We start from the raw sequence: 15,093 nt of genomic DNA, 5'->3' as shown, positions 1-15,093 counted from the left end.
TTCTATCCTGCGTCCCTATGGGTTGGCGGGCGATTATGCGGCTGAATGCATAGAACCAGGTCAAACGGGTCATTAATAGTTCAGTAATTCAGCTTTGATGCCCTTTCGGCGATAGGTTGCTTCCTCGGCGCGCGCAATCATGAGCGCAACGGAGCAAGGGATGGGCGGAGGACCCATGAGGCTTCGGAAAGAGAGAAAGGAACTCCAATGGCTCTGTATTTCAAGGGCGGTGAGAAGAGCGCCAACGACCTGTCGAAGGCCCATAGGATTTTCCTGCTGATCCTCATCAGCATGGGCTCTTCCACGATCTACGCGCCCGCCTACCTGAAGGGCGTCTTCTACGATCCCCTGCAGCAAGCGCTCGGTTGCACCAACACCGACCTGGGTCTCATGATGAGCGCCTACGCCATCACGGCGACCATCTGCTATCTGCCTTCAGGCATCATCGCCGACAAGGTGCGCATGCGCACGCTCGCGTGGGTGGGCTTCGTGTCCACTGCCGTGCTCGTGTTCATCTACGCGACGCTGCCGTCCCTGGCAACTTGCTACCTGCTCTTCGTGGGCATGGGCATCACCACCATTCTCATTTGGTGGGGCACGCGCTTCAAGGTCATCCGCCTCATCGATTCCGATGACAAGTACTCCCAGAACATCGGCATCTCCTACGGCATCTACGGCGCTGCGGGCTTGGTGGTCGGCATGATCAACCTCGCCATCGTGACCGCCTTCGCCGACAACGCCGGTGCCGGCATGACCGCCCTGCTCATGTGGCTCGGCGCCCTCATCCTGCTGCTGGGCATCCTTTCCTTCCTGTTCATTCCCAAGTTCGAAGGCGAACTCGTGCATGACGAGAAGTTCAGCCTGGGCAAGTTCTTCAAGCCCTTCGGCCATGCGCTGAAGAACCCCGTCGTGTGGATCGCCGCCCTGTCCTACTTCTTCGTCTACTTCTATTACACGGGCGTCACCTACACCACGCCTTACCTGTCCGGCGTGCTCGGCGCTTCGCTCGCTGTCACCTCGATCGTGTCGGTGGTGCGCACCTACGGCATCACGCTTCTGTCCGGCCCGGTCTTCGGTTGGGTTGCCAAGAAGCTCAACTCGTCTGCGACCGGCATCGTGATCGGTTCGGTGCTCGCCTTCGTGGGCTTTGTGGTCCTCATGGTCATCCCGGCCAACGAAGGTGCTGCCATCGCCGCCGCCATCGTGATCATCGCCCTGGGCTTCATCGCTAACGGCGTCTTCTCCATCGGGTCGTCCACCCTTACCGAAGGCAAGGTGCCCATGACGATCTTCGGCGCGGCCACGGGTATCCTTTCGGTCGTGGGCTTCTTGCCCGACACCTTCTCGTCCACCTGGTTCGGCGCGATCATCGACGCCGGTCAGGCTGCGGGCGACGTCGCCGGCGCCTACCACCAGATCTTCCTGATTCTGGGCGTGACCGCGCTTATCGCCGCAGGCCTTGCCCTCTTCCTGCGCTTCTACGTCAACAAGAACGCCGACAAGCTCCAGGCTATGGCCGATAAGGCGGCCGCCGAAGCCGAGGCTGCCGAATAGGCGCTGCACCATTCGTCGCGCGGCCGGGGCATGAACCCCCTTGTGCTCCGGCCCGCGCGGCTTACTCAAGACGGGAGGGTGGAAATGGACCCCAACAAGTTGGATGTTGAACCCCTGATGAACGACCAGATGAAAGCGGTCGTGGCCAAGTCCGCCGAGCTGGCGGGCCCCTTCGAAACCAACGTGTCCCTCGATGTGATGCGTGCCAACTACGAACGGGAGCGCGTGTTCTGGAACGAGGGAGGGCCTGAAATGGCCCGTGTGGAGGACAGCGAGCTCACCGGTCCCCTGGGCGCCTTCAAGGTGCGTCGTTACTATCCGGTTGAAGCCGACGCTCTGCCTGCGATCGTCTTCATCCACGGCGGCGGGTTCGTGGTGGGGTCCCTGAACACCCACGACCGCGCCTGCCGCGTCCTCGCCGAGCAGACGGGCGCCGCCGTCGTCGCCGTCGACTACCACCTGTCGCCCGAAAGCCGCTATCCGGCCAACATTCAGGAATGCGCGACCGTAGCGAAATTCCTGCATGAGCAGGGGGCTGCGTGGGGCATCGACGGAAACGACGTCTCCCTGGCGGGAGATTCGGGCGGCGCGGTGCTCTCGATGGCCACCAACCTGTGGCTGCGCGACGAGGAGGGGGACAACTCCTTCGTGCGCACCCTGCTCCTCTACTACGGCTTCTACGGGCTTGTCGATTCCGCTTCGCGTCGGCTGTTCGGCGGTCCCATAGACGGGATGGGAAAAGACGATCTGGCCTATTACAACGAAGTCTGGCTGGGCAGCACCGACGAAGGTTACCTGCACTTGCCCTACGTGGACATGCTCGCCAACGATCTGCGCACCTCGATGCCCGCCTGCTACATTGCGTCAGCCGACCTCGACCCCCTGCGCGACGACAGTGCCTGCCTCTACGAGATTCTGTGCGGCCAGGGCGTGCCCTGCGCCTACGACAACTTCGAAGGTGTTCTGCATGCCTTCATCCACTACACGCGCATGCTCGACGCCGCCAACGACCTCATCGCCCGCAGCGCCGACTTCTACCGTGCCCACCATGCATCCGCTCGGGCATGAACCTGAGCAACATTTGAAAGAAAAGAGAGAACTATGAACTTTGAACTGACCGAAGACCAGCAGCTCATCGTCGACAGCTTCCGCGATCTTATGGAAAGCGAGAGCTGGGACAACTACTTCCTCGAATGCGACGAGAAGCACGAGTACCCTCTGCGCTGGGTGCGCGCCCTGTGCGATTTGGGATTCGACCGCGTGATGCTTCCCGAAGACAAGGGCGGCCTGGGGCTCGAACAGCCGCTGGTGACCCTTATGGCCATTTACGAGGTCCTGGGCCAATACGGCGGACCGACCTACGTGCTCTACCAGCTGCCGGGCTTCGGCACCATTCTGCGCGAAGGCACCCAGGAGCAGATCGATGCGGTAATGCAGTACGTGGGAACCGGCGAGCAGATTTGGAACTCGGCTTGCACCGAGCCGGGCGCGGGCTCCGATGTGGGCGGCCTGACCACCAATTACCAGCGTCGTAACGGCAAAATCTACCTGAACGGCACCAAAACCTTCATCACGTCGTCTCTGGGCGTAAAGTACCTGGTCGTCATGGCGCGCGATGCCGATAATCCCGATACGATCAGCGAGTTCTTCGTCGATATGAGCAAGCCGGGCATCAGCAAGTCGCCGCTTCCCAAGCTGGGCCTGCGCATGGACAGCTGCGCCGAAATCTACTTCGACGATGTCGAACTGGAAGAGAAGGACTTCTTCGGCACGGAAGGCAACGGCTTCAACCGCGGCATTTCCGACTTCAACTTCGAGCGCTGGCTCGTGGCGGCATGCGACTACGGCACAGCCCGGTGCGCCTTCGAAGACGCCGCCAAGCATGCCTGGCAGCGCGAGGCCTTCGGCAAGCCGATTGCCCGCTTCCAGCTGAACACCCTCAAGTTCGCCGAGATGTCGATCAAACTCGACAACATGAAGAACATGCTCTACGAAGCGGCCTGGAAGGCCGACAACAACGACGGCGATTTCATGCCCGGTCCGGCAGCTGCCTGCAAATACTACTGCGCCAATGCTTCGTTCGAGGTCGTCGACGATGCGATGCAGGTCATGGGCGGTATCGCGGTGGCGAGCGAGCATCGCATCAACCGCATCTGGCGCGACCTGCGCGTCGACCGTGTGTCTGGCGGCACCGACGAAATGATGATCCTCACCGCTGGCAAGCAGGCCATCAAGCCTTTCCGCAAGTAGCTGATCGAACCCTTCGGGGCATCCCCGCCCCGAAGGTGTCCCGCGTCTCTCGTGCACGGGATCGTGTGCGGGCGCATATCCCATTGTCTTTCCGAAAGGATCGAATCTCATGGCAATCGAAACCGAAAAACCCTCATTCGGCGTTCTCGACGATGTAAAGGTGGTCTTTGCTGCCGTCGAGGAAGCGGCTCCGCGTGCCGCCGACCTCATGGCCGATTGGGGCGCGGACGTGACGTGGCTCGAGAACACCGGCGCGGGCGACACCGTGCGCGATACCAAGTACCTCAAGCAGCAGGAGCGTCGCAACGTGCGCTCGGTCGCGTTGGACTACTTCTCCGACGAAGGACGCAAGGTCCTGCTCGACATGCTCAAAGACACCGACATCTTCATCGAAGCTTCTAAGGGCGGTACCTATGCTCGTCACGGCTTGAGCGACGAGGTGCTGTTCGCGGCCAACCCCAAGCTCGTAATCGTGCATGTGTCGGGCTTCGGTCAGACGGGTGCCCCTGAAATGGTCAAACGTGCCGCCTACGATCTCACGGTGATGGCCTATTCGGGCTACATGAGCCAGAACGGCACGCCTGAGCAGCCCATGAATCCCGGCCCCTACGCCGGCGACTACTTCAATTCCCTGATGATCCTTTCGTCTTCGCTGGCTGCCCTGCACAAGGTGGGGCGCACCGGCCAGGGCGAGAGCATCGACTTGGCTATGTACGAGACCCTGCTCACTATGGGCCAGTACTATCTGGTCGATTACACCAACGAAGGCATTCTCTGGCCGCGTCCGGGTGCGCGCAACCAGAACCTGTGCGGTATCGGAGAGTACAAGTGCAAGGACGGGTTCATCGGCCTGTGCCTGTACGGCGTGAGCCAGAACAAGTATCTGCTCGAAACCATCGGCCTGGGCCATCTGTGGGGCACTCCCGAGATTCCGGAAGACTGCAGCGCCCTGTGGCTTTCCAACCCCCACGCTCAGGAAATCGAAGAACATCTTGAGGCCTATTTGGCCACCCGTTCCAAGCACGACGTCGAGAAGGACTTTTCCGACCATCGCATTGCGGCCCAAGTCGTGATGGAGTTCCCCGACCTGGTGAAGGAAGAGCATCTGAAGGAGCGCGGTGACTGGCTCGACTGGCAGACCGAAGACGGCGATACCTTCCATGGTTTGGGCGTGTTCCCCAAGTTCCAGCAAACCCCCGGTAAAGTGTGGCGCCCCATGCCCAAACAGGGCGGCGATACGCGCGACGTGCTCGCCAAGTTGGGATACAGCGATGAGGAGATAGACAGGCTCATCGCCGATGGCGTGGTCAAGGCTCAGTAAGCGAAGGACGAGAGCGGGGCGTCGGGTGAACGCCCCGCCGTTGTTTCAAGGAGGATGACATGGCCGACGCGATGACGGGGCAAAACGTGCGCACCTTCTGGGAGTGGGCAGCGCGCGCCTTCGCCGAGCGGGAGTTTCTCGTGTTCGTCGACGCTGCGGGGCGCGAGGAGCGGTATAACTACCGGGCATTCAACGGTCTCGTTAACCAGTGCGCCAACATGTTCGCGTCGATGGGCATCGAAAAGGGGGATATCGTCTGCGTGCACTTGTGCAGCAGCGTCGATTTCATGGTCTGCCTGTTCGGTGCTGCAAAAATCGGAGCGATCATGGTCCCCGTGAACGAGCAGAGCGTGCGCGATGAGGCATGTTATGTGCTCGAATCGTGCCGGCCTCGCCTGGTGGTCACCGAACCGCCCTTCTACGACCTCTACCGGGACATAAGGGCGCAATACCCCGATCTGGTGCCCTTGCTTTCGCTCGCTCGTTGCGATGCTGTCCGAGAAGGTGCCCGCAACCTGCGCGAGGATATCGCCGCGCAACCCAGCGAGCTCGTTGCCGACGTGGCGCTTTCGAGCGATGACGTTTGCGAGGTCATGTACACCTCGGGCACGACGTCGGCGCCCAAGGGCGTCGAATTCACCCATGCCAACATGCTCTATGCCGCTTACTACACGCAGTGGCAGGTGGGCCTGCGCGGCGCCGACCGCCTGCTCACCACGATGCCCGCCTGCCATTCCAACTTCCAGCTCGCCGCTATGATGCCGGTCATCGCCGCAGGGGCCACGCTCGTGCTCGTTGAAAAGTACAGTGCCCACCGCTTCTGGGATCAGGTGCGCAGGTATCGCGCCACGGTGTTCCAGGCGGTGTCGATGATCGTGCGCACCCTGCTGCTTCAGCCGCCTTCGGAACGCGATCGCGTCAACGATGTGCGTGAGGTCATGTACTTCCTGCCGCTCGACACCGCAAGCAAGGAAGAGTTCGAATCGCGCTTCGGCGTGCAGATCATGAACTCGTACGGGTCGACCGAGTCGCTTACCTGGGTGATTACCGATTATCCGACCGGTGAGCGCCGTTGGCCTTCCGTGGGGCGCGTGGGCCTGGGCTACCAAGTGCGCATTGCCGACGAGAACGATTCCGAGCTGCCGGCGGGGCAGGTAGGGGAGATCCAGATTAAAGGCGAGCGCGGTCGGACGATCATGCGGGGCTATTTCCGCGACGAGGCGGCGACGGCGGCTGCGTTCACGGAAGACGGCTGGTTCAAGACCGGCGATAAGGCCTACTGCGATGCGGACGGTTTCTTCTACTTCGCCGACCGCAAATCGAACATGATCAAACGCGCCGGCGAGAACATTTCGGCCACGGAAATCGAGAACGTCCTGGTCTCTTGCGAGGGCGTTGCGGAAGCCGCGGTTGTGGGCCGCGACGACCCCATCCGCGACCAGATGGTGGTGGCCTACGTGGTGCCGAAAGCGGGCAGCGGCCTTTCCGCCGCCGACGTGCTCGCCTTCTGCCATGCCCACCTGGCGGCCTTCAAGGTGCCGAGCGAAGTGCATATGCGGGCGGAATTGCCGCATACGGTGAGCATGAAGGTCGAAAAGAAGCTGCTTAAGTAAGGAATCGCTCGCGAGGCGGGCACCGTTCGTGCCTGGGGGAGAGGCATGCGGTGCCGCGCGCGTCGGTGGAAGGGAGATACCATGAACGAAGTGAAGAAGGCCACGGGTGTGGTGAGTCCACCTGCCGAGCCGAAATCCATAGACGAAGCCCCGATGACGCGGTTTTTGTTCAAGGTGTCGGTGTTCTCGAGCGGAGGGTCCTTCCTCGACGGCTACGTCCTTTCGCTCATTGGGGTGGCGCTTACCCAGGTGACGCCGATGATGCGGCTCTCCGCGATGGAAAGCGGCGCTATCGGGGCTTCGGTCATGGTTGGCATCCTGTTCGGCACGATTTTGGGCGGCTATCTCACTGACATGATCGGGCGCAAGAAGATGTTCACGATCGACGTGATCGCTATCGCCCTCTTCTCGGTGCTGAGCATGTTCACGCAGGGCGTCTGGCAGCTCGTGTTCTACCGCTTCTGCATCGGTCTGTTCGTGGGCGCCGACTATCCGATCGCCACCTCGCTCATCGCCGAGTTCACCCCCAAGGCCCATCGGGCGATCTCAATGGGCGCGGTGTCGGCGGCCTGGTATTTGGGCGCGACCGTGGCGGCTTTCGTGGGGTACGCCCTCTTTCCCGTCGAAGACGGGTGGCGCTGGATGTTCGGCAGCGCCGTGATTCCCTGCGCCATTCTTCTCGTGGGGCGGGCGGGCATCCCCGAATCGCCCCTGTGGCTTGCCCAGAAGGGGCGCCGCGCCGAGGCCCAGGCCATCGTCGACGGCATCTACGGGCCCGGCTACTTCATCCCCCACGAAGAGGAAACGGCGAAGATTCCCTTGGGCACCCTGCTCAAATCGGGCTACTTCAAGCGGATCGCCTTCATCGCGGTCTTCATAATGTGCCAGGTCGTGCCCATGTACGCGATTTACACGTTCGGCCCCGACATCATGACCGCCTTCGGCCTGGGCGAAGGCCGGGCGTCCATCTTGGGCGAGAGCCTGGTGAGCTTGTTCTTCCTTATCGGGTCCTTCCCGGCCATGTTCTGGCTGAATTCGATGGGCCGTCGCAAGCTGGTGCTCCTGAGCCTGACCATGATGCTGGTAGGTCTTGCCATCCTGGGCCTGTGGCCCGCGGCTCCCATCGCCGTGGTGGTCGTGGCGTTCGGCCTTTATGCGTTTTTCAGCGGGGGTCCGGGCATTCTGCAGTGGCTCTACCCCAACGAGCTCTTTCCCACGTCGGTGCGCGCGAGCGCGGTGGGCATCGCGATTTCCTTCTCGCGCGTGTTCACGATCATCGCCACGTACGCGACGCCTTTGGTACTCGCCGATTTTGGCATCGGCGTGACCATGCTGATCGCCGCGGGGCTCGTTGCTGCCGGCCTCGTGCTCTCCCTCTCGCTTATACACATCTAGATGTGTATAAGAGACAGCTGGGTGCCGGCCCGCGGCGTGCGCGCGCGGTGTGCGCGCCGCAGCCGCATGCTTTTGGAGGTGCCTCTGTGACCATTCATCTCGCATGCCGGGAGATGCGGCTTTCACCATGAGGGGGACGAGGGCGGTGCGCCGTGGCGCTCCGCCGTGTCCTTTACGGGTGGAAGGAGCGCGCGATGGCGGTAGATGCTCGAGGAAGGTGGAAGAGGGCGTGGGCGAGGGGAGCGCTTGCGCTGTTTGCGGTATGGTGCGCCCTGTGGGTGGGGGCGGCTGCCCCTGCCAGCGCGTGGGCCAATCCGCCCGATGCGGGGGTGACCGCCGCGTCCTCGCCTGAAGACCCCCTTGCCTACGTGCGCGCGCATGCCGACGAACGCTTGGTGGGAGCGGGCGACCTGCGTCCCGTCGACGCGGTGACGGTCGAAGCCACCTTAGTCGACGCGGATTCCTTTTTCGGGTCGAGCTTGGACGATCTGTGGGCCGATCATGACGGCGACGGCGTTTCCGACCAGTGGGAATCGCTTGCGGGCAACTCCTTCGGCGCCGCCGTGCTCTACGCGGCCGCTCCCGATGCGCCCTGCCTGGTGGGGCGCATCGACCATCTGGGGTCTACGGGCGCCCGCCTGCTGCAGGCGCTCGCCGGTCGCAACGATACGAGCGGCACGCTCTACAACGACGTGTGCTTCGACGTGGAGGCGGGCCTTGTCTACGTGCCCAAAACCCACCTGGCCGACGGTTTGAATTCGGTGCGGGTGCAGGTGCTCTATGCCGTTTCCGCTCAGGCAGACGTGCCGGTGCGGGCGCAGGTGGAATCGGCGGGGGCGAGCGCGGGCGATTGGGAGGTCGAAGCGCACCCTTCCGCGGCCGACACGCGCACCGAGCTCTCGCTCGTTTCCCCCAACGGCACCAAACCGGTGGCGGGGCAAATCGATGCCGTGCGAATCGATGGGGTGCGCCTCGACGAATCGTCTGATCTGTGGTCCTACGATGCCCGCACGGGTGCGCTTTCGATCGAGCTTTCCCCTGTTCAGGTGAGCGACGTGCGCGTTGAGGTGTCGGACGGCCTGGTGAAGGCGGCCGCGCGTGCCGCACGCTCGCTCGTGCCCGCGGCCTACGCGGGCAGCCTGCCCGATCTGGGCGTGGTGTGGAAGGCGTCGGGCGCGCCCGACGACGGGTCGACCTTCGCCGCCGCTGCCGAAAACATCTACGGGCGTAACCAGGGCGTTGTCAAGGGCGCGCGCCCCAACGGCGCGGACCCCGATGACCTGGCGCGCGAGGTGATGGCGGGCGCGGGCGTGTCGCTCGACGATTTTTCGACCAGCGACAAGTTCGGTTTCCACGAACGCGGAAGCTTTATCCGCGAACAGGACGTCATCGCGAGCGACGGCACCAAGATTCACCTGCCGGCCCAATCGGTGCAGCTCTACTGTGCGCACATCGGCGTGAGCAGCGACGGTTGGGGTTACAGCAACGACAAGCATTACGGCAACGTGTCGACGTCCCGCGATGAGCGCGGCGTGTTCGTGCGCGTCCTTCAGGTGAGAGACGATTCCATGACCATCGCGATCGTGAGCCCCACCATGCAAACCCAGGCGGGCGTGGGCCTGTTCAGCGTATGCTGGGAGGGGGCCACGGGCGCAATCGAACTGCAGAAAGAGCCAACAGATCGTTCGGTAGCGGGCAGCGCTTCCTGCTACGGGATGGCGGGCGCCGTCTACGGCATCTTCCGCGACGAGGGGTGTTCCGACGCGGCGGGCGAAATCGTGCTCGACGAGGCGGGTTGGGGCCGTGCCGACGGGCTTGCGCCCGGTCGCTACTTCCTGAAGGAGACCGCGGCACCTTCGTCGGGCGGTTTCGCCCTTTCCGACGAGGTCATTCCCGTCGATGTTGAAAGCGGCGGGGTCTACCATGCGACGGCCAAAGAGCAGCCCCTCTACGGAAGGGGAGAGGCCCTTCTGCAAAAGGTCGATGCCCTCACGGGGGCGGCGCAGCCCCAGGGCGACGCCTCGCTTGCCGGCGCCGAATTCGCCGTGCGCTATTACGATCGTCTAGACGGATCGGCCGAAGGGGACCCGGCGCGCACCTGGGTGTTGCGTTCGGACGAGGATGGCTACGTTGCCTTTGATGCAGCCCATCTCGTCTCGGGCGAGGGCTTCTTCGCCGACGACCAAGGGGAGTTCGCGCTTCCATTGGGAACCTATACCGTGGCGGAGACCAAAGCCCCTGTGGGCTATGCGCGCGATACGGCGGTCCGCACGGTACTGCTCGCTCCCGATGGGGCGGGGTCGCAGGCAGTATGGAAAACGGTTGGCGACGCGTGGGACTCCTTCGGTGCCGAGCGCACCGAAGGACGCGCGGTGGGCGATCGGCCTCAACAGGGCGACTATCGCCTGGTGAAGACCGTCGCGATTCCTCAGATGGGCGCGGGACAGACAGGCGAGGGTGCTCGCGCCGACGACGAACGGGTACTCGTGCCCGGGCTTCTCTTCCAGATACTCAACGACTCGGCGGCCCCGGTGGTCTCCCCGCAAACGGGGAAGCTGGCGGCGCCGGGCGAGGTGGTCTGCACCATTGCCTGCGACGCCGATGGGCTCGCTTCCACGCGCAACGCGCAGGCGAACGGGTGGGCGGTGCCCGACGGCTGGTCGGGGGCGCTTGCCTATGGCAGCTACCGCGTGCGCGAGGTGGTCCCCGACGAGGTTGGCCGCGCCTTCCGCGAGGACCATGGCTTCGAGGTTCCCGTGGCGGCCGAATGGAAGATACGGATCGGCGACGACGGGGCCTACGACGAACCGACCCTCGTCACCGACCGGGCCCAATCGCCGCTGAAGATCGTCAAGCTCGATGCGGAAACCGGGCGTCAGGTGCCCCTTGCCTGCTCCTTCCAGCTTTTCGACCGGACGGGCGCCCTTGTGACCTATGCCGCGCCCTATCCCGATGCGCATACGGTGGATACGTGGACGACCAACGCGAAAGGTGAGCTCACGCTGCCTATGCTGCTTGCTCCCGGTGATTACACGATCAAAGAGGTGCGCGCGCCCGAGGGCTATCTGCTTACGGCCGATCCGGTTCCGGTGACCATCGACGGGGCCGACCGGTCCTGGGACCAGCCGGTCCTCGTGTCGGTGGGCGACCGTCCGGCTAAGGGGGCCATCGAAGTGCGCAAGCAGGATGCTTCCGCCGGAGAGACCCTCGCCGGCGCCGCCTTCGAGGTGCGTGCGGCGGCCGACATCGTCACGCCCGACGGCACGGTACGCGCCAAAGCCGGGGACCGTGTGGCGCAGATGACGACGGATCGTGATGGCATTGCCCGCACGGGCGAGCTCTACCTGGGCACCTACACGGTCCGTGAGGTTACGGCTCCTTCGGGCTGGGCACTCGACGATGCGCCGCGCACGGTGACTCTTGCCTACCAAGGCCAGGACGTGCCGCTCGCGCTCGCGCGGGTGGACGTGTCGGACGTCCCGTCCACCCTCAAGCTGCGCAAGGTCGATGCCGCAACGGGGCAAGCGCTCGCGGGAGCCCAGTTCCGCATATGGTCGGATCAGGGTTTCGAAGGCTCTTTCGCGTCTGACGAAGACGGCTGGGGCAAGGTCGAGCAGCTTGCGCCGGGCAGCTACCACCTTCAGGAGTCGGGGGTGCCCGAAGGCTACGAAGCGGTTGCCCTCGACGAGGAGACGGGCGCACCTGCCCTCATCGACTTCACCGTGAACGAGAACGGCCTGGTGGGCCAAGGTGACGGCCCCTTCTCGGCGTGCCTGGAACTGGTTGTGGAAAACGCTCCGGGTGAGATAGGAACCCATGCGCGGGCCCAAGGTGACGGCAGGCTGCTCGCGCCCGATGAGGAGGCGACCATTGTCGACACGGTGACTTACGACAACGCGGTGCCCGGCAAGGAGTACACAGTGACGGGCACCCTCCACGTGAGGGAGGTCGACGACGCGGGCGCCCCGGTCGACGCCGGCCCCTTGCTCGACGATACGGGCGAGCCGGTAACGGCGACGGCGCGCGTGGTCCCTACGGACCGGTCGGGCTCTGTTGAGGTGACATTCACCTTCGATGCTTCAGCGCTTGCGGGCCGCACGGTCGTGGTCTTCGAGGAGATGCGCAGCGACCGCCTCTTCGCCGTACACGCCGATATCGCCGATGAAGGCCAATCGGTAGAGGTTGCGCCCGCCGTGCGCACAGAGCTCGTACATGCGGAAAGCGGGGAGCATGTGGCAGTCGTTTCGGACGAGGGCACCCTTGTGCTCACCGATACGGTGTCCGTCGAGGGCCTGCAGGTGGGCACGACCTACCTGTTGCGGGGCACGCTCATGAAGCGGGATTCGGGCGAGCCGGTGATGAACGCGGACGGCACACCCGTCACGGGCACGGCGGAATTCGAGGCCCAGGCATCCGACGACCAGGTGGAGGTGTCCTTCTCCTTCGACGCGGGGTGTGCAGGCGCCGGATCGGTCGTTGCCTTCGAAGAGCTCTACGACCGCGAGGCGGATGCGCCGGAGGGGGCCATCTCGCTCGTCGCCCGTCATGCCGACCTTGCCGACGACCACCAAACGGTGACCATCGAAGAGATACCGCCGTCTGACACCCCGCCTTCGGTGCTGGCCAGAACCGCCGACGCGCTTGTTCGCGGATGGCCCCTGCTTGCTCTCGCGCTTGCCACCCTGGCAACGGCGATCGTTTCGGTAGGGCGCCTGCGCAGATAGGGGTGTGTGACGCCCGTCCGCGCCGGCTTCCGGAAAGGGAGCTGGCGCGGGAGCGGGGCCTTCGGTATAGTGCGAACGATGAAGAACATTCTCGTTAACAACTGCAAGATGGACCGGCTCGACTGGGCGCTCGACGCGCTCATCGCCGTGGCCGCCCTCATGTTTGCGCTCATTCAGATCACGGTGAGCTCGTCGCCGCTCGTCTTCCGCGATTCGCTCTTCCGCAGCATGATGGGCGTGATCTCGCGCAACCCCGACCCTTCGGTCTACATCCTGCTCGCGCTGACCACCCTGCCTCTCGTCGCGCGCCGCCGCTTGCCCTGGGAGGTCTTCGTATTCACCTTCCTCGTGTTCGTGACCTCGCAGGGCAATGCTCCCAGCTATTCGTTTTCGGCCATCGGACCCATGATTGCCCTGCTCACGCTTGCGTCGGAACGCACGATCTACGAAACGGGAACCGCCGTGGCCCTTGTGGTGATCCTGCTCTTCTGGATGCCGCCTCCCGGCGAGAACGCGGCCATCCGCCTGGCGGTGGTCGTGCAGAACCTCACCCTGTTCGCGGTGGCCACGGGCGTGGGCCTGGCCCTCTACGCCTTCAACAACTACAAGGAGGAGTCGAAGGCTCGCGCCGAGGAGACGCAGCGCCGCATCGAAGAGGAATCGGCCCGTCGCGTGGAAGAAGAGCGCGTGCGCATCGCCCGCGAGATCCACGACATCACGGCCCATTCGCTTTCGGCGGTGAGCATTCAGGCCGCTGCCGCCGAGCGGCTCATCGACCGCAATCCGGCCATGGCGAAGGAGGCCGTGTCCCAGATTCGCCAGACGTCGAAATCGGCGCTCGAGGAGATTCGCTCGATGATCAGCGTTCTGCGCAATGAGGACGCCGAAGCCGAAACCAAGCCCACCAACGGTACCGATCGGTTGCCCGATTTGTGCGCCTACGCGCGCGAAGCGGGGCTTGCGGTAGACTACGATCACAGCGGCTACGATGGCGCGCAAGTGCCCGCCTATGTTGACGTGGCCCTGTTCGGCATTGCGCGCGAAGCGATTACCAACACGGTGCGCCACGCCCACGCCCGCAACCTGAAGGTGCGGCTGTTCAACACCGAAGACAAGGCCGTGCTCTCGGTGGAAGACGACGGCCGCGGCATGGTCGATGCCGCCGCGTCCGACGGCCTTTCGGCATCGAGCGGGCACGGAGTGCAGGGCATGGCCGAACGCGTCACCGTGCTGAAAGGGACGTTTACGGCGGGAAACCGCCCCCAGGGCGGCTTCGCGGTGCGCGTGGAATTGCCCCTGGGCAAACGGGAATAGCACGAAGGAACGGAGGCCGACGTGGCGGAAGAGCTTATCGGCGGTTCGCAGCTGTACAACGACGATTACCGCAAGGCGCAGGAACGCTTGCGCAAGCAGAGCGAGGAAGCGGTGCGCGAGGCCGACGACGCGCGACTCGGCGACGTGTCGGTGCTCATCGTCGACGACCAAGATCTGGTGCGCAGCGGATTCAGGCTCATCCTTTCCTCCTACGACCATATCGACGTTGTGGGCGAGGCGGGCAACGGCGCCGCCGCCTACGACCGCGCGCTCGAGCTGCACCCCGACGTGGTGCTCATGGACATCCGCATGCCGGTCGAAGACGGCATTTCGGCTACGCGCCGCATCGCCGGGGACGAACGGCTGGCAGGGACCCATGTCTTGGTGCTCACGACCTTCGATATCGACGAATACGTCTACGATGCGCTTTCGGCAGGCGCCAGCGGCTTCATGCTGAAGGACGCCGAACCCGACGATATCGTGCGCGCCGTGCGCACGGTGGCCAAGGGCGACGCCCTCATCCAGCCGTCGGTCACGCGCCGTTTAATCGAAACCTTCGTCGACTCCCGCGTGCGCGCGGTGCGCGCCGAACACGAACTGTCTGACCTCACCGACCGCGAGAGCGAAATTCTCAAGCTTGTGGCGCACGGCATGACCAATGAGCAGATTGCCGAGCAGTTGGTGATCTCGCCCGCCACGGTGAAAACCCACCTGGCTCGCGTGATGAACAAGCTCGACGCCCATGACCGCGCCCAGCTCGTTGTGATCGCCTACGAAACGGGCTTGGTGACCCCCGGCCAGCAGTAGGGAAGCGCCCTGCCCGCCTTTTGCGGTACGGCGCCCGCGCCCGGGTGAAAACCCGTCACTATGCCGAAAGTGTCTAAATCGAGCGCCTACATTTCCCCGTGTCGATATATACGGG

At 63.9% G+C, this 15,093-nt stretch carries 9 protein-coding genes; all 9 read left to right on the top strand.

Annotated elements, in window-relative coordinates:
• Positions 1-207 precede the first annotated feature (207 nt).
• The 9 genes from BN3270_RS05085 (at position 208) to BN3270_RS05045 (ending at position 14,978) form a co-directional block, all read left to right on the top strand.
• Positions 208-1,554, top strand: a complete 1,347-nt coding sequence (locus BN3270_RS05085; protein WP_058986074.1) for an MFS transporter — start codon at positions 208-210, stop codon at positions 1,552-1,554.
• 84 nt (positions 1,555-1,638) lie between these two features.
• Positions 1,639-2,622: an acetyl esterase gene (aes, locus tag BN3270_RS05080; protein ID WP_058986073.1), complete on the top strand. Its 984-nt coding sequence runs from the start codon at positions 1,639-1,641 to the stop codon at positions 2,620-2,622.
• A gap of 33 nt (positions 2,623-2,655) precedes the next feature.
• Positions 2,656-3,804, top strand: coding sequence for a crotonobetainyl-CoA dehydrogenase (gene caiA, locus BN3270_RS05075; RefSeq protein WP_058986072.1), 1,149 nt, complete (start codon positions 2,656-2,658; stop codon positions 3,802-3,804).
• Positions 3,805-3,913: 109 nt separating this feature from the next.
• Positions 3,914-5,125: an L-carnitine CoA-transferase gene (gene caiB / locus BN3270_RS05070; protein WP_058986071.1), complete on the top strand. Its 1,212-nt coding sequence runs from the start codon at positions 3,914-3,916 to the stop codon at positions 5,123-5,125.
• Positions 5,126-5,184: 59 nt separating this feature from the next.
• Positions 5,185-6,738 (top strand): crotonobetaine/carnitine-CoA ligase, encoded by a 1,554-nt coding sequence (gene caiC, locus BN3270_RS05065; protein WP_058986070.1) that lies wholly within the window; start codon positions 5,185-5,187, stop codon positions 6,736-6,738.
• Positions 6,739-6,819: 81 nt separating this feature from the next.
• Positions 6,820-8,133: an MFS transporter gene (locus BN3270_RS05060; protein WP_058986069.1), complete on the top strand. Its 1,314-nt coding sequence runs from the start codon at positions 6,820-6,822 to the stop codon at positions 8,131-8,133.
• A 194-nt stretch (positions 8,134-8,327) separates the two neighbouring features.
• Positions 8,328-12,857, top strand: coding sequence for a SpaA isopeptide-forming pilin-related protein (locus BN3270_RS05055; protein ID WP_058986068.1), 4,530 nt, complete (start codon positions 8,328-8,330; stop codon positions 12,855-12,857).
• A 78-nt stretch (positions 12,858-12,935) separates the two neighbouring features.
• Entirely contained in the window at positions 12,936-14,171 is a 1,236-nt protein-coding gene (locus BN3270_RS05050) for a sensor histidine kinase (RefSeq protein ID WP_058986805.1), read from the top strand.
• Between the two features lie 21 nt (positions 14,172-14,192).
• The gene (locus BN3270_RS05045) at positions 14,193-14,978 is read left to right on the top strand and encodes a response regulator transcription factor (RefSeq protein WP_271711930.1); all 786 of its coding nucleotides are present in this window, start codon (positions 14,193-14,195) and stop codon (positions 14,976-14,978) included.
• Positions 14,979-15,093: the final 115 nt, after the last annotated feature.

The organism is Hugonella massiliensis (genome assembly GCA_001486445.1).
GTDB classification, from domain to species: Bacteria; Actinomycetota; Coriobacteriia; order Coriobacteriales; family Eggerthellaceae; genus Hugonella; species Hugonella massiliensis.
Note: the sequence above shows the minus strand (reverse complement) of the source record. Positions and strands in the feature narration are given on the sequence as shown.

What these genes read in the sequence shown, in the direction of transcription:
- caiB (WP_058986071.1), top strand. Translation starts at nt 3,914, where the DNA reads ATGGCAATCGAAACCGAAAAACCCTCATTCGGCGTTCTCGACGATGTA.
- BN3270_RS05055 (WP_058986068.1), top strand. Translation starts at nt 8,328, where the DNA reads ATGGCGGTAGATGCTCGAGGAAGGTGGAAGAGGGCGTGGGCGAGGGGA.
- caiA (WP_058986072.1), top strand. Translation starts at nt 2,656, where the DNA reads ATGAACTTTGAACTGACCGAAGACCAGCAGCTCATCGTCGACAGCTTC.
- caiC (WP_058986070.1), top strand. Translation starts at nt 5,185, where the DNA reads ATGGCCGACGCGATGACGGGGCAAAACGTGCGCACCTTCTGGGAGTGG.
- BN3270_RS05060 (WP_058986069.1), top strand. Translation starts at nt 6,820, where the DNA reads ATGAACGAAGTGAAGAAGGCCACGGGTGTGGTGAGTCCACCTGCCGAG.
- BN3270_RS05050 (WP_058986805.1), top strand. Translation starts at nt 12,936, where the DNA reads ATGAAGAACATTCTCGTTAACAACTGCAAGATGGACCGGCTCGACTGG.
- aes (WP_058986073.1), top strand. Translation starts at nt 1,639, where the DNA reads ATGGACCCCAACAAGTTGGATGTTGAACCCCTGATGAACGACCAGATG.
- BN3270_RS05085 (WP_058986074.1), top strand. Translation starts at nt 208, where the DNA reads ATGGCTCTGTATTTCAAGGGCGGTGAGAAGAGCGCCAACGACCTGTCG.